This is a genomic window from Pseudomonas sp. GW823-FHT02E01, assembly GCF_058797535.1.
On record NZ_JBXAJS010000003.1, the window covers coordinates 492999 to 515862 of the forward strand.

Annotated in this window: 23 protein-coding genes; 14 read left to right on the forward strand and 9 right to left on the reverse strand. The window is 59.2% G+C overall.

All coding sequences use genetic code 11. The features are described 5' to 3' along the window. Window positions 1-49 precede the first annotated feature (49 nt). Window positions 50-481 carry a GFA family protein gene (locus tag AC1RDQ_RS09485; RefSeq protein WP_150813169.1) on the forward strand — a complete coding sequence of 144 codons (432 nt, stop codon included), beginning with the start codon at window positions 50-52 and terminating at the stop codon, window positions 479-481. Here AC1RDQ_RS09485 and AC1RDQ_RS09490 read toward each other — a convergent pair. After that, a complete protein-coding gene (locus AC1RDQ_RS09490) occupies window positions 440-1717 on the reverse strand; it encodes an MFS transporter (protein ID WP_492587045.1) in 1278 nt (425 codons plus the stop codon). The genes AC1RDQ_RS09485 and AC1RDQ_RS09490 overlap by 42 nt on opposite strands. Before the next feature lie 134 nt (window positions 1718-1851). Here AC1RDQ_RS09490 and AC1RDQ_RS09495 point away from each other — a divergent pair, with 134 nt between their 5' ends. Next, window positions 1852-2310 carry a winged helix-turn-helix transcriptional regulator gene (locus tag AC1RDQ_RS09495; RefSeq protein ID WP_340311894.1) on the forward strand — a complete coding sequence of 153 codons (459 nt, stop codon included), beginning with the start codon at window positions 1852-1854 and terminating at the stop codon, window positions 2308-2310. A 19-nt stretch (window positions 2311-2329) separates the two neighbouring features. Here AC1RDQ_RS09495 and AC1RDQ_RS09500 read toward each other — a convergent pair whose 3' ends face one another. Continuing rightward, window positions 2330-2788 carry a metallophosphoesterase family protein gene (locus AC1RDQ_RS09500; RefSeq protein ID WP_492587155.1) on the reverse strand — a complete coding sequence of 153 codons (459 nt, stop codon included), beginning with the start codon at window positions 2786-2788 and terminating at the stop codon, window positions 2330-2332. Between the two features lie 34 nt (window positions 2789-2822). Continuing rightward, window positions 2823-3740 carry a LysR family transcriptional regulator gene (locus tag AC1RDQ_RS09505; protein WP_492587046.1) on the reverse strand — a complete coding sequence of 306 codons (918 nt, stop codon included), beginning with the start codon at window positions 3738-3740 and terminating at the stop codon, window positions 2823-2825. Window positions 3741-3938: 198 nt separating this feature from the next. Between AC1RDQ_RS09505 and AC1RDQ_RS09510 the strand changes: the two genes are divergently transcribed. From AC1RDQ_RS09510 to AC1RDQ_RS09525, 4 genes are all read left to right on the forward strand, one after another. Beyond that, window positions 3939-4379, forward strand: coding sequence for a DoxX family protein (locus AC1RDQ_RS09510; RefSeq protein ID WP_492587047.1), 441 nt, complete (start codon window positions 3939-3941; stop codon window positions 4377-4379). Window positions 4380-4454: 75 nt separating this feature from the next. Continuing rightward, window positions 4455-5378: an NADP-dependent oxidoreductase gene (locus AC1RDQ_RS09515; RefSeq protein WP_057716605.1), complete on the forward strand. Its 924-nt coding sequence runs from the start codon at window positions 4455-4457 to the stop codon at window positions 5376-5378. Window positions 5379-5520: 142 nt separating this feature from the next. Further along, entirely contained in the window at window positions 5521-6258 is a 738-nt protein-coding gene (locus AC1RDQ_RS09520) for an SDR family oxidoreductase (protein WP_492587049.1), read from the forward strand. Between the two features lie 15 nt (window positions 6259-6273). Then, window positions 6274-6531 (forward strand): Atu4866 domain-containing protein, encoded by a 258-nt coding sequence (locus tag AC1RDQ_RS09525; RefSeq protein ID WP_492587050.1) that lies wholly within the window; start codon window positions 6274-6276, stop codon window positions 6529-6531. A 67-nt stretch (window positions 6532-6598) separates the two neighbouring features. Here AC1RDQ_RS09525 and AC1RDQ_RS09530 read toward each other — a convergent pair whose 3' ends face one another. The 4 genes from AC1RDQ_RS09530 to AC1RDQ_RS09545 form a co-directional block, all read right to left on the reverse strand. Beyond that, window positions 6599-7675, reverse strand: a complete 1077-nt coding sequence (locus AC1RDQ_RS09530; protein WP_492587051.1) for a threonine aldolase family protein — start codon at window positions 7673-7675, stop codon at window positions 6599-6601. A gap of 109 nt (window positions 7676-7784) precedes the next feature. Then, a complete protein-coding gene (locus AC1RDQ_RS09535) occupies window positions 7785-8600 on the reverse strand; it encodes an AraC family transcriptional regulator (RefSeq protein ID WP_492587052.1) in 816 nt (271 codons plus the stop codon). Window positions 8601-8800: 200 nt separating this feature from the next. Then, window positions 8801-9256 carry a glycine zipper 2TM domain-containing protein gene (locus tag AC1RDQ_RS09540; protein ID WP_154946429.1) on the reverse strand — a complete coding sequence of 152 codons (456 nt, stop codon included), beginning with the start codon at window positions 9254-9256 and terminating at the stop codon, window positions 8801-8803. Window positions 9257-9454: 198 nt separating this feature from the next. Further along, window positions 9455-10891, reverse strand: coding sequence for an NAD(P)-binding protein (locus AC1RDQ_RS09545; RefSeq protein ID WP_492587053.1), 1437 nt, complete (start codon window positions 10889-10891; stop codon window positions 9455-9457). A 125-nt stretch (window positions 10892-11016) separates the two neighbouring features. On the opposite strand from AC1RDQ_RS09545, the gene AC1RDQ_RS09550 reads away from it, so the two are divergent. Further along, window positions 11017-11160 carry a type 2 periplasmic-binding domain-containing protein gene (locus tag AC1RDQ_RS09550; protein WP_408003763.1) on the forward strand — a complete coding sequence of 48 codons (144 nt, stop codon included), beginning with the start codon at window positions 11017-11019 and terminating at the stop codon, window positions 11158-11160. Between the two features lie 85 nt (window positions 11161-11245). Here AC1RDQ_RS09550 and AC1RDQ_RS09555 read toward each other — a convergent pair whose 3' ends face one another. Continuing rightward, window positions 11246-16078, reverse strand: a complete 4833-nt coding sequence (locus tag AC1RDQ_RS09555; protein WP_492587054.1) for a M10 family metallopeptidase C-terminal domain-containing protein — start codon at window positions 16076-16078, stop codon at window positions 11246-11248. Between AC1RDQ_RS09555 and AC1RDQ_RS09560 the strand changes: the two genes are divergently transcribed. Then, entirely contained in the window at window positions 16010-16345 is a 336-nt protein-coding gene (locus AC1RDQ_RS09560) for a hypothetical protein (RefSeq protein WP_492587159.1), read from the forward strand. The genes AC1RDQ_RS09555 and AC1RDQ_RS09560 overlap by 69 nt on opposite strands. 58 nt (window positions 16346-16403) lie before the next feature. On the opposite strand, the gene ocd is transcribed toward AC1RDQ_RS09560, so the two are convergent. Then, window positions 16404-17450, reverse strand: coding sequence for an ornithine cyclodeaminase (gene ocd / locus AC1RDQ_RS09565; protein WP_340311899.1), 1047 nt, complete (start codon window positions 17448-17450; stop codon window positions 16404-16406). 621 nt (window positions 17451-18071) lie between these two features. Between ocd and AC1RDQ_RS09570 the strand changes: the two genes are divergently transcribed. The 6 genes from AC1RDQ_RS09570 (at window position 18072) to ctlX (ending at window position 22862) form a co-directional block, all read left to right on the forward strand. Next, window positions 18072-18851: a transporter substrate-binding domain-containing protein gene (locus AC1RDQ_RS09570; protein WP_492587055.1), complete on the forward strand. Its 780-nt coding sequence runs from the start codon at window positions 18072-18074 to the stop codon at window positions 18849-18851. A 59-nt stretch (window positions 18852-18910) separates the two neighbouring features. After that, complete coding sequence (locus tag AC1RDQ_RS09575; protein WP_102669631.1) at window positions 18911-19636, forward strand: ABC transporter permease; 726 nt, start codon at window positions 18911-18913, stop codon at window positions 19634-19636. After that, window positions 19633-20343 (forward strand): ABC transporter permease, encoded by a 711-nt coding sequence (locus tag AC1RDQ_RS09580; RefSeq protein WP_492587056.1) that lies wholly within the window; start codon window positions 19633-19635, stop codon window positions 20341-20343. The genes AC1RDQ_RS09575 and AC1RDQ_RS09580 overlap by 4 nt, the downstream gene beginning before the upstream one ends. Before the next feature lie 56 nt (window positions 20344-20399). Next, entirely contained in the window at window positions 20400-21161 is a 762-nt protein-coding gene (locus AC1RDQ_RS09585) for an ABC transporter ATP-binding protein (protein WP_218495840.1), read from the forward strand. Between the two features lie 12 nt (window positions 21162-21173). Beyond that, complete coding sequence (locus AC1RDQ_RS09590; RefSeq protein ID WP_007974731.1) at window positions 21174-21653, forward strand: Lrp/AsnC family transcriptional regulator; 480 nt, start codon at window positions 21174-21176, stop codon at window positions 21651-21653. Between the two features lie 252 nt (window positions 21654-21905). Continuing rightward, window positions 21906-22862, forward strand: a complete 957-nt coding sequence (ctlX, locus tag AC1RDQ_RS09595; protein WP_492587057.1) for a citrulline utilization hydrolase CtlX — start codon at window positions 21906-21908, stop codon at window positions 22860-22862. Window positions 22863-22864: the final 2 nt, after the last annotated feature.

Here is a 22864-nt window from a genome sequence, read left to right on the forward strand (position 1 = left end):
ACCCGTTGACCGGCAAATACGGATGAATCAATTTTCAAGGGAGATACTCATGGCATCAGGGCAATGTCTTTGCGGGGCGGTACGTTTTTCCCTGGCGGTTGAACCCCGATTTTTCTATCGCTGCCATTGCACCCTGTGCCGCAAGCAAACCGGGGTTGGCCATAATCTGGCCACGCTGGTCAACGCTCGCGACTTTCGGTGGGAGCAAGGGCAAGGGACGATCACGGGATGGCGCAAACCCAGCGGGTACAGAAATGACTTTTGCTCACGATGTGGCTCGACCGTGCCTAATGTTCTTCGCGAAACGCCTTACTACTGGATTCCGCTTGGACTTCTCGATGGCGAGTTGAGCATGGAGTGTGTTGGAGATTTCTGCACCGATGATGCTATGTCGTGGGATGAACAACGCTCGGCAAAAAGTCATTGCGCAGCCCCGGATTCACTGGGGTTTCTTCTGCATGAGTTGCAGGTCGATGCTTGATTCAGGCGCGTGGTCGGCTTTGGGACCCGTTGACAGTTGGAAGGTGAACAACCACAGCACCAGGGCCGTCACACTGATCGAAGCGCCCAGCAAGCTGACGGCAATCCACCCCCATAGCGCATAAACCTGCGTCGCGGCGGCGGCACCCAGCGCGCTGCCCACCGAGTAAAAGCACATGTAGGCGCCGACCATGCGGCTATGGGCGTCGGGCCGTGCCGCGAAAATCAGGCTCTGGTTGGTGACGTGTACGGCCTGCACAGCGAAGTCGAGCAAGACCACTCCACAAACCAGCGCGATCAGTGACGACTGTGCAAAGGCGATGGGCAGCCAGGACAGCGTCAGGATCGCCAGCGAAATACCGGTGACGCGTTGCCCCAAACCCTGGTCGGCCCAGCGCCCGGATCTTCTGGCCGCAAGGGCGCCGGCGACGCCCGCCAGGCCAAACAGGCCGATGACCGTGTGCGAAAGCGACAGTGGTGGGGCGCTCAACGGCAGCACCATGGATGTCCAAAGCACGGAAAAAGCGGCGAAGATCAGCAAGGCCAGCAGGCCCCTGATGCGCAACACCGGTTCGGTCATGAACAGCGTGAAGAGCGAGCGGATGAGTGCCGGATAGGTGTATCGACTGCGTGGCGTCACTGCCGCAGGCAACACTTTCCAGAACACCGCCGCGAGGGTCAGCATCAATCCCGAGGAAACGAAATACACGGCGCGCCAGCCCGCCAGATCGGCGATCAGACCGGAGGTGAAGCGCGCCAGAAGAATGCCCAGGACAATGCCACTGGTGACGGTTCCCACGGCCTGGCCACGTTGAGACGGCGTTGCCAGCGCGGCGGTGCAGGCCACCAGCACTTGAACCATCACGGCCAGCAAACCCACGGCGATCATGGCCCCCAACAGGGTCAGCCATTGCTGTGCAGCGCCGACTCCCGCCAGCGCAATCGCAGACAGCAGCATTTGCGTCAGAATCAGCCCTTTACGGTTTAACAAGTCGCCCAGAGGGACGATGAACAGTAACCCCAGCGCGTAACCGACTTGAGTCGCCGTCACCACAAACCCGATCATTGATGGGGCAACATCAAGGCTGCGGGCCATTGAATCGAGTAAGGGTTGTGCGAAATAGACGTTGGCGACGGCAAGCGCGCAGGTGACAGAAAATAAAAACGTGAGTTGCGCAGACAGCCCCGAAGCCTGCGCGAGGAAAGGATGGGTGGCTGAATCGGTATCTGCTTTCACGTGAGCCTCCGTGGCGCTAAACTGGTTTCAATTAGCAACTGGATTTATTGTTATCGAATCAGGTTTCATATTGCAACCACATTGCTCAAGACCGGTCGACGGACTTGGCAGTCGTTATCCAAAAGGTAAACACGATGGTCGTAGACCCTTCATCGCCAAGCAGCGAATGCCCGGTAGCACGAACACTGGAAGCCATCGGGGATCGTTGGTCGCTCATGATCATTCGCGACGCGTTTGACGACATTCGCCGATTCAGCGAATTTCAAAAAAGTCTGGGGGTGGCCAGGAACATTCTGGCATCGCGCCTGAAGACGTTGGTTGAGGTCGGTGTATTCGACGTTCAACCGGCGTCGGATGGAAGTGCCTACAAGGAATACGTCCTGACGGAGAAAGGGCGTGAGATCTTTCCTGTGGTGGTGAGTATGAGGCAGTGGGGCGAACGGTTTCTGTTCACGGGGGACGAGACGCGTTCAGTGCTGTTGGACAATGAGTACGGCCAGTCCCTGATGCCGATTGAAGTTCGCTCCTCGAGCGGCCAAAAACTTGGACCGTCCGACTGCCACAGAGTGAGGGTGGTTGCCGGCGAGTCGTGAATCGAACGGTGACGGCGATTCAGTCGAGCAGCGATACCAGCCGCGGTTCGATTGACTGGTCAACCACCTCAAGCAACGCCAGGGTGACAGGCAACTTGAAGCGTCGGCGCCCGGCACTGCCTGGATTCAGGAATAGCCGTTCACCGCGCCAGTCGATGCGCGGTTTGTGCGAATGACCGGTGATTACCAGCTTGATGCGGCTATCAAGATCGGCCGCCACGTCGGCGATGTCATGCACCAGCAGCACCGTCCAGCCGTTGAACTCCAGGTGCAGACAATCGGGCAACTCCCGCGCCCAGGATGCGTCCAGGTCATTGTTGCCCCGCACCGCATCCACCGGCGCGATCGCGGCCAATTGGTCGAGGATCGCCTCGCTACCGATGTCACCCGCGTGAAGGATGCGATCACAGCCTTGCAGGGCGGCAATGGCTTCGGGGCGGAGCAAACCGTGGGTGTCGGAGATGACGCCGATTTTCATCGCGGGCGGCTCGAGATGCATTCTGCTTCCAGGCTCAAGCGGATGTCTCCTGCGCGGAGCATTGTTGAACGAAGCGGTCAATCAACCACCTCGCAGCCGGCCCCGGCGGCAAATCCGTGCGGTAGATGACGTCGAAGGTATAAATCCCGCTTTTATATTCCGGTATGTTCAGTTGCACGAGTCGGCCGCTCTCCAGGTCTTCCCGGACCATCGGGGCTGGCATGTTCCCCCAACCGATGCCTTCACGCAGCAGCATGTGCTTGGCGCCCAGGTCCGCCAGGCGCCAGGTGCGGGTACTGAGCACGGCGAAGTCCTTGTCCTTGGTCAGCACCGAACGGTCGGACAGCACCAGTTGCGTGTGCTCTCGTCCGGCACCCGGAACATTCGCGTCGCTTGAAGCCAGCGGATGATTCGGGGCCGCCACCGGAATCAACTCGACGCTGCCGACCCCCATCCTTTCGATACCGTCGATGCCCTCGTTCATGGGGCCACTGACGCCGATGATCGCGCCACGGTTGATCACCAGTTCAGTGACGGCGCCGAGGGCTTCCATGTGCAAGTGCAGGGCAACGGTCGGGAACTCTTCGCGAAAGGACTTGAGTGCATCGACTACGCGCTCGGGGGGTAGCATGACATCGAGTACCACATGAACTTCGGCTTCAAGCCCCTGGAGCAGGCCCTTCACTTTGGCGCGTAATCCATGAACACCGTTGGCGATGGTCCTGGCTTCGGCCAACACCGTGCGGCCGGCATCGGTGAGCTGGGGTTTGCGGGTCGTCTGGCGATCGAACAGCGACACGCCGAGCTGCATTTCAAGGTTGGCGATCGAGTAACTGACAACCGAAGTGGCGCGATGAAGTTTTCTGGCGGCCGCCGCGAAGCTGCCGACTTCCACAACCGTCAGGAACACCCGCAGTTGGTCCAGAGTCGGTGTTCCCGGGTCAGAGATCATGCCTGTTTCCTTGATCCAGACGTCACTCGGAATAATTGCACGATTGATCTCTCCTTTACCGGTTGGATGGGTATACATTTCTAAAAAATCGAATCTAATAATCTAAATTAGTCGGCTATTCAGATTAGCTGATGCAGGGCAACATTTCCTCACCAAGGCGGTTCCTGTCGAATCGAAGCCAACTGAAGGAAATACCCCATGACGACCTCTGCAAACATCGCTCAAACAAGCACCTCTGAACAGAGCCGTTCCGATGTGACCCAAGCCTCGGCCTCGTTGATCGGCCGCGTACTGCTCAGCGCAATCTTCATCCTTTCCGGTTTTTCGAAACTCGCCGCTCCGGCCATGATGGTCGGTTACATCGGTTCGGTCGGGCTTCCCTTTCCACAATTGGCACTGGCGGTGGCGATCATTGTAGAGATCGGCGGCGGCCTGGCATTGATCGCCGGTTACCGTACCCGCACCGTCGCCGCTGTACTGGCCGTGTTCAGCGTGTTCACTGCACTGGCGTTCCATAACGCACTGGGCGATCAGAACCAGTTCATCCACTTCTTCAAGAACATCGCGATTGCCGGTGGCCTGTTGCAGATCGTGGCCTTCGGTGCCGGTCGCTTCAGCCTCGACGCTCGCCGTCGTTGATCCCCCATGCTGCGCAGGGCCCGCGCCCTCGCAGCGCAAATGTTTTGTCCCTTCTTTTCGATTATCGAGGCCTCCATGAAAGCCCTGCGCGTGTACGAATACGGCAGTCCTGAAGTTTTACGCCTGGAAGAGATTGCAGACCCTGTCGCCGGTGTTGGTGAGGTGTTGATCGATGTCGCTGGCGCCGGGGTCAACCCGATTGACTGGAAGATCCTGTCCGGCGCCATGAAAGCGTTCATCCCGTTGCCGCTGCCTTTTACCCCGGGCGTTGAGGTGGCCGGCACCGTCGCCGCGCTGGGGGAGGGCGTCACTGAATTCAACATCGGTGATGAGGTGTTCGGCTTCATCAATATCGTCGGTGGTTATGCGACCAAAGCGGTTGCCCAGGTTTCCAAGCTGGCGATCAAACCAAAATCCCTCAGTGCCTTGCAGGCTGGCGCTGTCCCGGCAACGGCCCTGACGGCCTGGCAGGCGCTGACCGAACACGCTGGCGTGCAACGTCGCCAGAAAGTGTTGATCCATGCCGCGGCCGGAGGCGTGGGCAGCATGGCCGTGCAGATTGCCAAGTACCTGGGCGCTGAAGTCTACGCAACGGCCTCGGCACACCATCATGCCTACCTGAAGGAAATCGGTGCGGACTACACCATTGACTACAGGACCCAGGCTTTCGAAGAGTTGGTATCCGGCCTCGATGTGATACTGGATCTGGTGGGCGGCGAAACGCAAACCCGTTCGTTTGCGGTATTGAAAAAACACGGCGTGCTGGTATCGCCGGTGAGCGCCCCAAACATGTCGCTGGCCAACGACTATGGCGTGACCCCCGCGAACTTTGCCACCCGTTCGGATGGCCGGCAGCTCTCGCTCATCGCCGAACTGTTCGACAAGGGACACCTTACCGTCGATGTAGAAACCTACCCGTTGAGCGAGGCGAAAGTCGCGATCGAGAAAAGCATGGGCCGCCACTTACGGGGCAGGCTTGTCCTCGATACAGCGAAGTAAGTTGTCGCCAGTCATCCCCGACAGGATCAGGCAAGTTGTCAGAAGGATCTGACTAACTGGCCGCCCGGCGTTATCCCTACTCTGGACTGGCAGCGAGACACCGCTCTCGCGTCACCAGGCACTCAAGTGAGGAAACAGGGTCATGTCGAACATCTCGAAAAAAGTCGTTCTGATCACCGGCGCGAGCAGCGGTATAGGCGAAGCGACGGCGCGTCTGCTAGCCAGCAAGGGCGCGCATGTCGTGCTCGGCGCACGTCGTACGGAGCGTCTCGAAATACTTTGCGCCGAGACCAACGCCAGGGGGGGAAGCGCCCATTTCCAGGCATTGGATGTCACCCGGCGAGCCGATGTTCAAGGGTTTGTCGATTTTGCCCTGGACCTGCATGGCCGGGTCGATGTGATGGTCAATAACGCCGGGGTGATGCCACTGTCGAAACTCGAGGCACTGAAAGTCTGCGAATGGGATCAGATGATTGACGTCAATATTCGCGGCGTCTTGCATGGTATCGCGGCCGGTTTACCGCTGATGCAAAAACAGCAATCAGGCCAGTTCATCAATATCGCATCGATTGGCGCCTACACCGTGAGCCCCACGGCATCGGTCTATTGCGCGACCAAGTTTGCAGTGCGCGCCATCTCGGAAGGATTGCGTCAGGAAGTCGGTGGGGACATTCGTGTCACGGTGATTTCACCCGGCGTGACCGAGTCTGAATTGGCCGAGAGCATTTCCGATGAAGGCGGGCGGGCCGAGATGCGCGAGTTCCGCAAGATCGCCATCCCTGCAATGGCCGTTGCTCGCGCTATCGCTTACGCCATCGAGCAGCCTGCTGATGTGGATGTCAGTGAACTGATTGTCCGTCCAACGGCCAGCCCGTTCTGAATCGAGGACTTGAACATGACAGCTAAAAAATCCGCAGATCAGGACAAGTACGTCGGTATGTGGGTCACGGCTGACGGGCTCATTCGCCATGAGCCTCTGCCAGGTGGTCGATACGATGAGGCCCGGGGCCGGCAGGCGAGTGCCTATCAGGGCCGATATTGGCTGGAAGGCGACCACATCGAGTACGTCGATGACACCGACTTCACGGCTGATGGGGAGTTTCGTGACGGGGTTCTCTATCACGCCGGCATGATTCTTTTTCGCCAGATGTAGAAGCCGAACGCTGTAGTGGCGGCTGCTCATTGGAACCAGAGCGAGCACAGCCGCCACCCGCCATCGACTATCGTTCTTGTGTGCGGTCAGCAGCTCGCCTCACCTGGTTCAACAGGTGATCGACATCCTCGGCGGTGGTCGCGAACGAGGTGACAAAGCGAACGACATTCGGTCCCCAGCGATCATGGTAGAACCCGAAGCCGGCCTTCAGCAGCGCATCGATCATTGCCAAGTCCAGCCGGCAGAACAGGATATTCGCCTCGGTGCCGCCGAGCACCTCGACGCCACCCAAGCCATCAAGCCCCTGCGCCAGGCGCTGGGCGGCAGCGTTGGCCTTGCGTGCATTGCGCAGCCAGAGATCGTCGGTCAGGTACGCATCGATCTGCGCCGACAGAAAACGCATCTTGGAAGAGAGATGGCCTGCACGCTTGCGGCGGTAACTCATCTCGGTGGCAAGGGAGGTGTTGAACAGGACGATCGCTTCCGCCGCCAGCACGCCGTTCTTGGTGGCACCGAACGACAGGGCATCCACGCCGGCCTTCCACGTCATCTCGGCCGGGGAGCAGCCAAGCGACACCAGGGCGTTGGCAAAACGCGATCCATCCATATGCAATCCCAGGGAAGAGGACTTGCAGATGTCACCAATGGCTGCGATTTCATCCAGGGTGTAGATGCTGCCGACTTCAGTGGCCTGAGTGATGCTGACGCAGGCGGGCTGGGTCGTGTGTACGTCGCCGACTTTTTCGCGAGTGCGCTCGCGCAATCGGACGATATCCAGCTTGGCCGCCGGGCCGTCGACGGTCATCAGCTTCGCGCCGTTGGAAAAGAACTCGGGCGCGCCGCATTCATCGTTGTTGATATGGCTGGCCGGGTGGCAGTAGATGTTGCCCCAGGGTGGTGTCATCGCACTCAGGCACAGGGCGTTGGCGGCGGTGCCGGTGGGCACGAGAAAGACCTCCACGTCGCGCTCGAAGATCTCGCAGAACTTGCGCTTGACCTGTGCCGTCAACTCGTCGGTGCCATAGGGACCCGCCTGGCCCGAGCTGTGTTTGACGAGGGCTTGTGCCACCTCCGGCGATGCACCTGCGATGTTGTCACTTGAAAAACCCAGCGCGGGCGGTCTGCTTGTTTCACCGTTCATCATCCAGTTCTCGGCTGCGCAGGCGAAGGTGTTTCGCCCGGATTGGCGCATCCTATGGAGGGGGACGGTTGTTGCGCTTGTAAAAAATTGACGCTCGCCGATGGTCGACGGCCTAAGTCCTGTAGCGTGATGGCGCGACGCCGAATGCCTGTCGAAAGGCGCGGTTGAAATGGCTTTGATCGTAGAAGCCGACGGCGTGGGCGACATCGATGATCGGTTGCGCACTGCCAGACAGCAGGCCACACGCCCGTTCGAGACGCAGGCGAAGCAGCCATGCGTGGGGCGTCATGCCGATGGTCCGCTTGAACTGCTTGAGAAACGGGAAACGCCCCAGCCCACATAGTCCGGCGAGATCATCGAGGGTGATTCGCTCATCGATGTGGCTGAAACAATAGTCCCTGACGCGAGACCATTGCAGGGGTGATAGCGAGCCGGTAATCGTTTCGGGCTTGATCGCCCGTGACTGGCTCAACAGGGGTTCAAGGAGGGTGAACCATTGCGTCTGCACCGCGAGGCTGCCGGGGCCAACGGCCTGCTGCATTGCATCGTGCAACCCGCGCAGGTTGCCGGCAAGCCCCGTGTCTTCGAGCAACACACCGGTCAATTCAAGCTCTTTTGGTTGACCGCTGATTTCCTCGGCCAGGCTCGCGACCAGCGCCTGGGATAGACGGAATGTCTTGAGCGTATAAGCGCCGCCGCCCTCGGATACACCGTCGTGGATTTCACCCGGCGGCATCAGGGCAACACTTCCCGGCCCCAAAAGAAACGACTCGCCTTTCGCTCGATGACGCTGGATGCCTTCGGTGACAAAACCAATGTGGAAATCGAGGTGGTAATGGCGATCGAAGCCGACATCCGCAAAACGTGCGGACCCCAGCACCAGGCCTGGTACTTCGGACACGTGATGGTACTTGGCTTGCTCAGTCATGAAACCCGTTCAACAATCGGCGAGGAGGGCGAGAGACTCAAAGTTTAAGTGTGCAAGAGGTATAGATCCATGGGTTGCCAGCAATTGGCCTGAGGTCGTGCATGAGTCATTGAGTGTCAACCGAACTCGCTCGCCATGAGGATGTTGCGCAGCAAGTGACGACGGCTCATTTGTCCGCTGCGCAACGCCCGGTAGCCGTCCTAGCTTTGTGGTACCACTCGCGCTTCGTTTCCGGCACCCTCGACGTACACGTTCATGCCTTTTCTCAGCGTCGGGTTGATCGGCTGCGTTACCGAAACCAGTACGCCGCTCTGGGTGCGAACGATGATCTGCTGTGCGTCCACGGGCTGATCATATTTTTTCTTTTCGACGTAGTTGCCGCCTGCCGCCCCCGCGAGAGCTCCGGCGACCATCGCCACATCCCGGCCGGTACCCTGGCCGATCAGGCTACCCAGGCCCAGACCGCCAATACCGCCCAAGATGGCACCGACGCCGCTATCGTGATTGGTCTGCATCTGGGTCTGTGTGATCTGCTCGATTTTCCCCGAGCGGATCTCCATCTCGCCAGCGCCTCCGCTCCCGGCTCCCACCGCGGCACAGCCGCCAAGCAACAGACCAAAAAGCGAAATCGTCAGCCAGGAAAAGATTGTTTTCATCGTCAAACTCCATTTTCAGAGGAAGTGGATCATGCAAACGCATCCAATGACGTTAGACGAAAAAGTCCGGTTCATGCGCTTGTCTGGCTGTGCAAGGTGTTTGAGGTCGAGAAAGCGCGCCAGCGCACGACCAGGATGGCCACTGATCCGCCCATGCTCACGCAAAAGGCGGCAGGTGTTCTGGTTGACTCCAGTCGCTCAGGACTCTTGCGCCAAACCTGCTACGGCCTGCAGGAGCCTGGGCATGTTTTCCAGGGCTTTTTTCCTTGCTTCAGTAAATCGGTTCAACACGGCAAGCTTTTCAGGATCCCCCTCCTGCAGGCTTCTCAGCACTGTCGGCAAAAGGTGCAGATGGCACTGCGCAAGCCAGTTGGACAACCCCGCGTGGTTCTTCCATTGCCGCTGATTGCCCAGATAAGCGGCCCACATCCTGACCCAGTCCACCGGTGAGCGTGGCAGCGGGACAAACCCACATAGTTGATTCATCTGCATCTGATCGTCGAGGTGGCTTTCCACGTATGCGATGACTGCGGCGCTGAACAGAATCTGATAACTGCTGACTGTCACCAGGTTGATGCGATTGCCATCAAACGCTTTCACGCTTCCCTCAGGAATAATCGGGACAGCGCTTGCGCTGCAGTCGATATAAAGGGCGTCGGGATCTCCAGCGATGCTGCCCCTTTCGAGGGAGATACGGCTGGCTTCAATCGCGCACACCCGCCCCAGGCGCACTACATTGGTTATGCGCCGTAGCGCACGCAACTCAGCCTGTGAAATGGTCGCAGCACGGAAGGCGGTGGGTTCGACGGCTTGATCGATGCGCAGCAGTTCGCCGGCACTTTCGAGCCTGAGGAACAGGTCCGGGATCGAATCTGCCGCACCTATTGCTTCGAACTGGTTCGCGAGGCTACCGATCGTTCGTACAACATTCTCCTGGCCGGGTTGAAAGTTGGCGCGATCCAACAGCCAGGGGGCGTTTGGAACGATCCATTGAATCCTGCCTGGTGCCACGCCATTCTGCAGCAGCCACAGACAGGCATCGATGCCGGTCTTTCCTCCCCCCACCACCACGTAACGCAAGTAAGGCTGTCCGATCTTTGGCAAGTCGTTGAGCGGTACGCACCGTATACCAGGCTCTATCCGGTAATGCGGAGGATGGGTCGAAGGAACGGCTGCCTGTGAAATAGTCGCATCCACCAGCTTCCTTCGGACCTGGACAGCATTACGTTCGCCGGTGAGCAGGGAAGTGATGCAATGACTATCGGTGCGATCACCTTCGTAGTTGTGCATCGGAAAATATCGCACCCGACCTGACGGCAAGAATCGATGATGCATAAGCTGATCGAAGTAACTGACAATCTCGGCGCCTGAGGCCAATTCATACAAGCCACCGCCCCATTCGGATTCGTCCTTCTGGCCGGAGCCCAACTCGCAGGAGTTAACGCCATAGAAGGCAGACGGCTGGTGCAAGCGGACGAACGAGTAGGCATCGTTCCAGTGTCCACCAGGTTGAGCGTGTCGATCCACCATCAGCACACTCGCATCCGACTGATCGAGCAATGTATCGACGAAGGCCATGGCTGTTGCCCCCGCGCCGATGACCAGATAATCCGTTGCCATGGTGGATGTGTTCATAGGTACGCCCTGATGAAAGTTGAAAATACTCCTCCATCGAATCAGGCTAGTTGTTTTCGCTTGTCGCAAAAGAACAGTTGTTCCTTGCCGACATAGCCAACAGATTTAAAGACTCTCTAAATACCATGGCGACTCTGGAAAGCGGTCAGCTGGTCACTGTGCTGGACGATTACATTGACCGCCAGGTCGTCCTCTGGATGCTGTGGCCAGCCAGCCGTTATGCCTCGCCCAAGTTGCGCGTGTTCATTGACTACATGAGTGCGCACTAGCGCATCTGATCGTTTACGCCTGCAGGTTCAGTATCACCCTCGTCTGACCGGCATCAGGGCGAACCCGCTCCCGCAGGATGTGGGCTTAACCCAAGGCTGTGAAATCGCTGGCGTGCAGTTCCTGGACGCCCACCAGTTGGATTTCGAACTCGGGGGTGGCGTCGGCGTTGACACTGCCCTGGAGAATGCCATTGGCAAAGCGCAGTTGACCGGTGGCGTTGGCAGGGTCGAAGGCATTGCTGCCGATGAAGGTGAAGGCGTCGACGGTTGCGGTCAGCGGGTTAGCGTCCAGGCCGGTGAAACTCAGATGATCGCCCTCAGTGCTCTTGTAACCGTTGATCACATCGCGCAAAGCCCCGACGCCCATGTCCGACAGCGCACTGAACGCGAAGGTATCCGCGCCAGTGCCACCGATGAGGTTGTCGGTGCCTGAACCGCCGATCAGCCGGTCATCGCCCGAACCGCCCACCAGCGAATCGTTGCCCGCACCACCGTTCAGTACGTTCGCGGCGCTGTTGCCCGACAGACTGTCGGCGTAGGCGCTTCCCGTCAGATTTTCACAGAATTTCAAGGTGTCGAGCCCGGAACCCGTGGTGTTTTGTTGCGCTGACGTCGAGAGGTTTACGGTAACGCCGGACGGGGCGCGCTCAAAGGACACCGTGTCAATGCCATCGCGTCCGTCCAGCACGTTGTTGCCGGTTCCGGCGAACAGCGTGTTGTCCAACGCGTTGCCCGTGCCATTGGCGGCGCCAGTGCTATCGACATACAGATGTTCAACGTTATTGCTGAGGGTAAAGGCCGCCAGGCTGCTGTGCACACTGTCGACTCCTCCAGGCGCCGCATTGCTGTTGGTCTCGATCACTGCGTCGTGGGCGTTGTCGACATAGTAGGTATCGTTGCCATCGCCGCCGCTCATGCTGTCGGCCCCTGCGGCACCATTGAGCACGTTATTGGCGGCATTGCCGGTGATGAAGTTGTGCCGCTCATTGCCGGTGCCGTTGATGTCCGACACGCCGGTGAGCACCAGGTTCTCGAGATTGGCGCCCAGGGTCCAGCTGACCGAGGCCTGCACCGTATCGATCTGCGAGGTCGAGGTGTTGGTTTCCACCACGCGGTCGAACGCGTTATCGACCACATAGACGTCGTTGCCATTGCCACCGGTCATGGTGTCGGCGCCCAGTTTGCCATCCAGCGTGTCGTTGCCCGAGCTGCCCGCCAGGGTATCCGCCTGGTCGGTACCGGAAATCATGTTCCGGGCGTTGTCGAAAATGTCCTGCACGCTGTTGTTGTCGTTGGGGTTGCCCTGGAAGCCAAGGTCATTGGCAATGTAGTCGGCCAGGCGCTGGCCGACGATCTCCGCCGACTCCTCGTGCAGGTGCCAGACGTCGTCGGGATACGCCAGCGGATCGACTTCGTGGCGCAAGGGGAGGTCGGTGTAGTCCACCGCCAGCTTGACGTCGGCGCGCTCGGCGGCGATGGCTTCCTGGGCTGCGCGTACATAACCACCCCCCTCGACGATGGAGGCAATTTTCTCCTCCGAATAACCACGGGCACGCGCTGCGTCCTGTTCGTAGTGACCGGTTTCCATCATGTACACGCTGAAGTTGCCGAACTGGGCATGCAGGTAATCAAACACCTTCAGGGTCGCGGCCTTGTACGCCGCTGCTGCCGCTGCTTTGTCCGTGGCGCGGGCGATCTCCTGGGCTGCTTCCTCGCCCTGGCCCCAAATGATGCCCATGGTGACGTTACTGATCGATTGCAGTTCGCTGAGCTGACCCCGCAGCAGCGTCACGGCGCGCAACAACGCGGCCCCGGGCTGGTTGGTGTCGGTCAGCCACCAGCACAACTCGAGTTCCCCGGCGCTCAGCGTCGAGAGGCCGGTGACCGTGCTGCCGCCCACCGCGATGTCGATGCCGTTGCCATCGGCATCGGTGAACTGGCTGCGCACGTCATAGGGGGTGTAGCGGTCCAGGTCGTTGACCAGCATCGAGGTGCCGGACTGACCGTCGTCCTCCGTCATGCGCAGCAGGCGCGTATTGGATTGGCCGAGGGTGGGCAGATAGAGGATGTCCTGCCGGGTGCTCTCGCCGAACACGAAGTCGCTGGCGGTCAGGGTGTTGAGGTAGTTGCCGAAGAGCGCGATTTCAAAACGATTGCCATCGGCATCCGTTTCGGCGGACTTGATGTAGGTCTTGTCGCCGGCCGCGTTGAGGGTGATGTACAACGTGCCATTGCTGCCATCGCCGAGGCCGAGAAAGCCCAGGCCCGAAACATCGATCTTGTCGACGCCGGCGGTGAAGTCATAAATCGTGTCGGTGGCCGTGACACCGCCGGTGTCGTAGTCGCGGTAGCTGTCGAGCACGTTGGTGTAGCGGAAGGTGTCGGCACCGTCGCCGCCGTACAGTGAGTCGCGTCCGGCGCCGCCGTCGACGGTGTCGGCGCCAGTGCCGGCCTTGATCGTGTCGTTGCCACCGAGGCCAAGGATCAGGTCGGCACCCGCCGTGCCGTTGAGGGTTTCGGCATTGTTGGTGCCGGTGACGGTGTTGGCGGGCGCATCGGCCACCGCCAGGGCGAAGCTATCGCTGACCGATGCACCGGCCGGGTCCGTGGCTCTGACCAGCACGTTGTAATTACCGGACGCGGTGCTGGTCGGCGTGCCGGTGAAGGTCAGGTTGCTGGCATTGAAGCTCAGCCACGCGGGCAGGGCGCTGCCATCGGCCAGGGTGGCGGTGTAGCTGAGGCTGTCATTGTCCGGATCGGTGAAGCTGGTGGCCGGCACCACGTAGCTGAACACGGTGTTTTCGGTGGCGTTCTGATCCAGCAGCGGCGTGGTCAGCACCGGCGCCTGGTTGGTCGGTGACGATGTGGCGAAGATGAAATTGGCGTTGGTCAGCTTGTTGAGGTAGTTGCCGTCCAGTGCCACTTCGAAGCGGTTGCCATTGGCGTCGGCGGTCAGGGACTTGATGTAAGTCTTGGTGCCGGCACTGTTGAGCACCACGTACACGGTGTTGTTCTTGCCATCCCCCAGGCCGGTGAAACCCATGGCCGAGAGGTCGATCTTGTCGGCGGTGAAATCGAAATCGGTGATCAGGTCACCAAGGTTGGCACCGCCGGTGTTGTAGTTGCGGTAACTGTCCAGGCGACTGGAAAACACGAACGTGTCCGCCCCGGCACCGCCGGTGAGGGTGTCCATGCCGGCGCCGCCGTCGAGTTTGTCGTCGCCCGCGCCGCCACTGAGGCTGTCGTTGCCCGCCAGGCCGAACAGGGTGTCGGCCGAATCGCTGCCCAACAACGAGTCGCTGCCGCTGGTGCCGGTGATCACCCGATTAAAGATGAAGTTATTGGCCGTCAGGGTGCTGGTCAGGTTGCCCGAGAGGATCAGCTCGAAACGATTGCCACTGGCGTCGGCGTCGTAGTCCTTGATGTAGGTGCGGTCGCTGCTGGCGCTGTAGCTGACCTGCAGGGTGCCGCCACGGCCATTGCCTATGCCTGTGAAGCCGAGGCCGGCGAGGTCGATCTTGTCCTGGGTGACGTCGAAGTCGGTGATGGTGTCATCAAAGCTTGTGGTCGCGTTGCGGTAACTGTCGGACTGAGCGGCGAAACGGAACGTATCGGCGCCGGTACCGCCGGTGAGTTTGTCGATGCCTGCACCACCCACCAGAATGTCGCCACCGGCCCCGCCATTGAGGGTGTCGTTGCCGGCAACGCCGTAGAAAATCTCGCTGGCGGCGCTGCCCAGCAGGGTGTCGTTGCCAGCCGTACCTTGCACGGTGGTCATCGGCACCGTGGCGCTGACGTAGCTGCCGTCGCCATAGACCAGCGTGGCACCGTTGCTGGTGTGGCTGATGGTGTTGCCGATGATGGCGTTGCGATCAGTGCCGTCTTCATTGCGCTCTGCAACGCCATAGGTCGACAGGTTGCTGCCGGTGATGAGGTTCCCCTGGATGGTGTTATCGCTGCCGTTGAAGTACTTGCCGGACACGCCCAGGGTGTCGTCGTAGGACTGGATGATGATCTCCGGTACGGGGCTGCCCAGGGAATTGTTGTTGAGCGTGTTGTCGATGATCTCGACGTGGTTGCTGCCGTAGATGCGGATCCCGGCACTGGCGTTGTCGTGAATGTCGACGCCACTGACGGTCACCTCGCTGGACAGTTTGATCAGCACCCCTTCGGCGCCGTTGCCGTACACCTCGCCACCGGTGATGGTTATGTTGCTGGGGGAGGGGATGTCCTCGCTGCCGCGCTGCACGACGATGCCAGTGCCGCCGTTGTTGTAGGCAACGTTATTGGTGAGTGTGAAGTCGTGGGTGCTGGTGACGATGTTGAAACCGTGCCGGTCGTTGTCGTAGGCGACGTTGTTTTCGAAGGTGCTGTCGCTGAGGAAGTCGGCAACGAAACCGTCCAGGCCGTTGCCGTGGGACACGCTGTTCCTGATGACCATGTTCACGGTCTGCTCGTGGGGGTCGAAACCGTACCCGGAGCAATCCTTGATCTCGACGCTGTCGAGGGTGACGTTGGAGTCGTAGCCCGCTTCGCCTGGAATGTAGCCGTTGAACCAACCGTCGATCTTGCCCGTGGTGTTGTCACGGTTGCCGTCGATGGTGAGGTTGCTGACACCGAAGTCGTGGGTTTGCTCGCCATAGGCGGAGCGGATGACTCCGGTGATCTTGGTGTCGGAGCCGTCAGCCACCTTGACGGTGGTTGCGCCCATGCCGTCGCCGTAAAGGTAGACGTTACTCTTGAGCATCAGGCAGCCGTCGGAGGGTTCCTCACCTCCCGAAACGATATAAGTTCCGGTCGGCATGTACACCTGCCCCCCGCCTGCAGCGGCCGCCGCATCAATTGCATTTTGTATCGCAGCCGTATCGTCAGTGATGCCATCTCCTTTGGCGCCAAAATTTTGGACATTGAAAATCATGAGTTTATCTCCGTATCAGGCGAAAACCTCGGCAGATGCCAATACTCCATCGGCAGCTACCGTGTTATGACCCACCGGAGCGCAAAAGTTGTGACCGCATATCGGGGAAGCGTCAAAAAACAGATAAAGCTGATTAGCGGTTATGAGATGTTTTGGAGAAATAACGGTTTGTTGACGATCATTCAGGTGGCGAGTCCGCAATGGACCGGGTGGCTCGCGCAGCGGATGGCGCTGAAAAAAAACTTAAAAGACCGAGACCTTGTATAGGGTTCCGCCTGGCAGCCGAAGGGGCCGCCAGGTGAACGCTTTGGAGAGTCGAGTGGAGTCAGGCCCGAAGCCTTACATCGTCAGTTGCTGAAGGCTGCAGCAACGAGAACAGGTTCTTGGGATCTTGCAGCTCCGGCACCAGTTGGATGTCGCTGCCAATGTTGAGCGTTCTTGCAACATCCAGCACATAGCGCAAGGCGGAGTAGTCCTCAATGGCGAAGCCGACCGAGTCGAACAAGGTGACTTCCTTGGCATGCTGGCGACCTTGGGTCTGACCATTGATGACTTTCCAGAATTCGATAACCGGTGAGTCGGCGGGCATCTGCTGAATTTCGCCTTCAATGCGGCTTTGTGGTTCGTACTCAACCATGACTCGCGCACGCTCCACGATGTCTCGGTGCAGTTCGGTCTTGCCGGGGCAGTCGCCGCCCACTGCGTTGAGGTGCATCCCGGGCTCGATCATCTCAGGCGTCAAAATCGTTGCGTAGGCCTTGTCGGCCGTGACCGTGGTCACGATATCGGCCCCACGTACGGCTTCCGCGACGGTTTTTGCAACGGTCACCTGTATGGCGGGGTAGGCCCGCAGGTTGGCTACCAACTTCGCCGTCGCGGCAGGATCGATGTCGTAGAGGCTGATTTCAGTAATGCCTAGCAGTGTATGAAATGCCAGGGCCTGGAATTCGCTCTGTGAACCGTTGCCGATAAGTGCCATTCGGCGACTGTCCGGTCGGGCGAGGTAGCGGGCGGCGAGTGCAGAAGTGGCAGCGGTGCGAATGGCGGTAGTCAGCGTCATTTCACTCAGCAAGACAGGCTTGCCGGTATCGACGTCTCCCAGTGCACCAAACGCCATGACCGTCAGCATGCCATTGTGCGTGTTCTTCGGATGCCCGTTGACATACTTGAAGGCATAGAGCGAGGCATCAGACACAGGCATAAGTTCGATGACGCCCTCAGGTGAGTGGTTCGCCAGGCGCGCGCACTTTTCGAAATCCGGCCAGCGTACGTAGTCTTGACGGATGTACTCGGCCATTTCGATCAGGCAACGAGGCAAGCCTTTTTCCTGGACGAGACGGCTCAGATCATTGACGTCAATGTAACGGGTCATATTGGGTTCCTTTGGGCTTTTATGGTGTGCCGGTCTGGACTGCCTTTCGCTTTGGCGGCTGAGACTCAGGAGGCGGTCCATGTGTTTGCAACGGACCTATTGTCGAGGCAATGGAGAGTAGATTTCGGCCAATACTGACCCTGGACACAGCGAGAGAAGTCGAAAAACACAGAGCGCACAGCGGAATCGGCCGGGTGACAGTGACCACTCGCATCTCGCTCGCACGGCTCAAGCGCGATGTGCTTCACGAAGCATCGTCATGCAGGTAAAGAAGGCCTCATAGACAAGCACATGTCCTGTGCCGCTCCCTTTTATGTGGGGACACAGTGGACGACAGAATCGGCTGTGAAAGCCCTTCGTTCAGCACAGGCACGCTGTTTGAACGTGGGGTTACGACACCAGCACCCTCCCGGCAATTGGCATTCTGACGGTCCATTTCAAGCGCTTGTCGATCGTCGCTTGAGATGGAGTGCAACTCCGACGACTGGCACCTTCCAGTCGAAAACAACAACAAAAACGGCTGCGGTGAAGACCGCATCGACTCTCTGCCCCTGTCAAAAAAGTGTGGTCCGACGCAAGCGCCGGATCGCTATAAATCCAAATAATCCGGGACTCTAGAAAATGAACATCAAATGGCTGACTTTGCCGGCACTCGCGTTGCTTTGCTGCACCACGGGCGCCAGTGCCAAGGAATGGAAGGAGCTGCGATTTGGCGTCAACCCAAGCTACCCACCCTTTGAATCCACCACGGCCGATGGCGGGGTTCAGGGCTTCGGCGTGGACCTGGGCAATGCGATATGTGCCGAGCTGAAGCTGACCTGCGTGTGGGTCAGCAATGATTTCGACGGGCTGATTCCGGGGCTCAAGGCCGGTAAGTTCGATGCCATCGAATCTTCGATGACCGTTACCGACGCGCGCAAAAAACAGATCGACTTTACCGATCGCCTGTACGCAGGACCGACCGCCATCGTCACCCGCAAAGACTCCGGACTGCTGCCTACCGCCGAATCGCTGCGCGGAAAAACCATCGGTTACATGCAGGGCACGATTCAGGAAACCTACGCCAAGGCCAAACTGGGGCCGGGTGGGGTGAAACTGCGGGCCTATCAGAATCAGGATCAGGTCTATGCCGACCTGGTATTTGGCCGTCTCGATGCGTCGATCCAGGACAAGCTGCAAGCGCAGATGAGTTTCCTGACCTCGCCACAAGGGGCGGACTTCCACAACAGTGAAGGCATCAGCGACCCGTTGGTGCCGTCGGAAATCGCCATTGGTGTGCGCAAGGACAACGAAGAACTCAAAGGCATGCTCAACGCCGCCATCAAGGCCCTGCACGACAAGGGCATCTACGCGCAGATCCAGCAGAAACACTTCGGTGATCTGGACCTCTACAACAACTGATCCTCGTGCCTCGGTCGTTGTATCGCAGCGACCGGGGCGCATCAAGACAGGTGACTGGCGTGAACTCCTTCCTGAATATTCTGGGGCTCGATCTTTCGGCCCTGCAAGGCTATGGCCCTTTGTTGCTGCACGGCACCTGGGTCACCCTCAAATTGTCGGCACTCGCGCTTTTGGTGAGCATGGCGCTGGGGCTGCTCGGCGCGGCGGCCAAACTGTCGCCGCTGAAGCTGTTGAATCTCCCGGCGACCTTTTACACGACACTGATCCGTGGCGTGCCCGACCTGGTGTTGATGCTGCTGATTTTCTACAGCCTGCAAGGCTGGCTCAGCGCCCTGACCGAGGCCATGGGCTGGCCCTACATGGAAATCGACCCATTCGTGGCCGGCATCATCACCCTCGGTTTTATCTACGGGGCGTATTTCACCGAGACCTTTCGCGGGGCGATTCTGAGTGTGCCGCGCGGTCAACAGGAAGCCGCGGCGTGCTTTGGCCTGAGCCGTTGGCAGCGCTTTCGTTTCGTGGTGTTCCCGCAAATGATGCGTTTTGCCTTGCCGAGCCTTGGCAACAATTGGCTGGTGCTGCTCAAGGCCACGGCTCTGGTATCGATCATCGGTTTGTCGGACCTGGTCAAAGTCGCGCAGGAGGCCGGTAAAAGTACGTTCAATATGCTTGATTTCCTGCTGCTGGCCGCCGCGCTTTACCTGCTGATCACCAGCGCTTCGAACTACGTTTTGCGTGTGCTGGAACGGCGCTACAACCAGGGTGTACGGGGGATGGCGCGATGATCGAGTTGATTGCCGAATACTGGAAACCCTTTCTGTTCAGCGATGGCGAGACCCTCACCGGGTTGGCGATGACCCTGTGGCTGCTGGTGGCGAGTATTGCCATGGGGTTTTTCCTGTCATTGCCCCTGGCGATCTTGCGCGTCTCGCGCTGGGGTGTCTTGCGTTGGCCGGTTCAGCTGTTTACCTACATCTTTCGCGGCACGCCGTTGTATATCCAGTTGCTGATTTGCTACAGCGGGATCTACGGCATTGCGGTGGTTCGTTCGCAGCCATTGCTCGAAGCGTTTTTCCGCGACGCCATGAATTGCACCTTACTGGCGTTTACGCTCAACACCTGCGCCTACGCTGTGGAAATTTTCGCCGGAGCGATCCGCAGCATTCCCTACGGTGAAATCGAAGCGGCCCATGCCTATGGCCTCAGTGGCTGGCGCCTGTATCTGCAATTGATCCTGCCTTCGGCGCTGCGCCGCGCGCTGCCGTACTACAGCAACGAAGTGATCCTGATGCTGCACGCGACTTCGGTGGCGTTCACCGCAACGATTCCGGACATCCTGAAAATCGCCCGGGATGCCAACGCCGCGACTTTCATGACGTTTCAGGCTTTCGGTATCGCCGGCCTGCTGTACCTCGTGCTGTCGTTCGGGCTGGTCGGTGCGTTCCGCCTGGCAGAGAAACGCTGGCTGAGCTTTCTAGGCCCGGCCCACTGACTTCCATTCTTTATCCAGAGCGGCACCGATAAGTGTGCCGCTTCAGGAGTATTCGCATGTACAAACTCACCGTTGAAAATCTGTATAAACGTTTTGGTGACAACGAAGTACTCAAGGGCGTCTCGTTAAACGCGAGGGCAGGGGACGTGGTGAGCATGATCGGCGCCAGCGGTTCGGGCAAAAGCACCATGCTGCGCTGCATCAACTTTCTGGAGCGGGCGGACGAAGGCGCCATTGCTCTGGATGGCGAGCGAGTCCTCACCCGTCAGGGCGTTGGCGGCATGCGCGTTGCCAATCCGAAGCAGTTGCAGCGTTTGCGCACGCGACTGGCGATGGTGTTCCAGCATTTCAATCTGTGGAGCCACCTGACCGTACTGGAGAACATCGTGCTGGCGCCGTGTCGAGTCCTGGGCATGAATCGCAAGGCCGCCGAAGAGAGCGCTCGGGCGTATCTGGACAAAGTCGGCCTGCCGCAACGGGTGGCCGATCAGTACCCGGCGTTTCTTTCCGGCGGGCAGCAACAGCGGGTGGCGATTGCCCGTGCCCTGGCGGTGGAACCGGAAATCCTGTTGTTCGACGAGCCAACCTCGGCGCTCGACCCGGAACTGGTGGGTGAAGTCCTGAAGGTCATTCAGGCACTGGCCGAAGAGGGCCGGACCATGTTGATGGTGACCCACGAAATGGGCTTTGCCCGGCAGGTCTCCAGCCAGGTGTTGTTCCTGCATCAGGGGCGGGTCGAAGAGCAGGGTGATGCTACGATACTCGACCGGCCAACCAGCGAACGTTTGCAGCAATTTCTATCGGGTCGTTTGAAGTGAGGCAAGGCGTACATGGCGGATATCCGCGATCTGTCGATCGTGCTTGATCGTATCGATCAGGCAATCATTGAAGTGTTGCGCCACGAAGGGCGCATCACCTATCAAAAGCTGTCCGAGCGCGTACACCTGACCCCCAGGCCGTGTCTGGAACGGGTGCGCAAGCTGGAACAGCTCGGGGTCATTCGCGGTTATGGTGCGATTCTCGATGAGAAGAAACTGACGCCGGGCTTGTCGTTGCTGGTGCTGGTGGCGTTGTCGAACCAGAGCGGACGCGCGGCGCAAAAGGCCTTCGAGGCCAAGGTCCGCGCCTGTCCGCAGGTGCTGGAATGTCGCCTGATCAGTGGCGCGTTCGACTACAGCCTGCGCATGCGCTGCCGTGATATGGAGCATTACCGGGTGTTGACCGAAGTCTGGTTTGACGACCCGGATTTGCACATCGACAAACTGGTCAGCCACCCGGAACTGGCGATGGTCAAGACCACGATGGAGTAAGCGTCAAACGGATAAACACGGTGGGAGCGGGCTTGCTCGCGAAGGCGGTGTGTCAGTCGACATTGATGTTGGATGACCCTGCGCCTTCGCGAGCAAGCCCGCTCCCACATTTGCTTTGTGTTGTTCACCGAATCGGCTGAAGAGGTCAGAATCTTCAGCCGTTTTCATCAGCGCAACAGCTGTTATCAACCGGGTTTTTCCCACCTCGAAACAGACAATGAGCCTCTCTCGACCCTCATTGAGTCTGTGCCCATGCAAACCACCAATACGGTTTTAATGATTCGCCCGACACGTTTCTCCTTCAATCAGGACACGGCGGCGAACAACCGCTTCCAGCGTCCGGCAACCATTGCTGAAGACGTTCAACTCAAGGCCCTTGCCGAGTTCGATGGCTATGTTGCCGCGTTGCGTCGGCACGGCGTTGAAGTCCTGGTGCATAACGATCGAGAAGCGCCCCATACCCCGGACTCGATCTTCCCCAACAACTGGTGGAGCAGCCACCCGGATGGCACCTTGGTGCTGTATCCGATGCAGGGCCACAACCGGCGACTGGAGCGGGACAAAGGTGTACTCGACGGACTGCTGGGCGAATACCGGGTCGAGCAATTGCTAGACCTGTCCAGCCTCGAAGAGCAGGAGGTTTTCCTGGAGGGCACCGGCAGCATGGTCCTGGATCGGCAACAGCGGATTTGCTACGCCGGGTATTCCACGCGAACCCACGCCCAGGCCCTGGATAAGTTGGTCACCCATTTGGGCTATGAACTCTGTGCGTTCAACGCGGTGGATCGCCAGGGCGTGGCGATTTATCACACCAATGTGATGATGAGTGTCGGCACCCGCCTGGCGGTGGCTTGCCTGGCGTCCTTGCCCCATTCGGGCGAACGTACGGCGCTGCGTGAACGGCTCGAAACCAGCGGCAAACAGGTCATCGCCTTGAACTGGGCGCAGTTGGAGTCCTTTGCCGGCAACATGCTGGAAGTGCACAACGCAGAGGGCGAGCCGCTGCTGGTGATGTCGCGCACAGCCTGGCAATCACTGGACGCCAATCAGCGTCGCTTGATCGAAGCTCACACCACGCCGTTGCCGGTGAACATCGACACCATCGAGCGCATCGGTGGCGGCAGCGCGCGCTGCATGTTGGCCGAGGTATTCCTGCCCAGGCAGGGTGGCAGTGCCTGCCTTGCAACCATCAGCGGCTTGGATCGCTAACC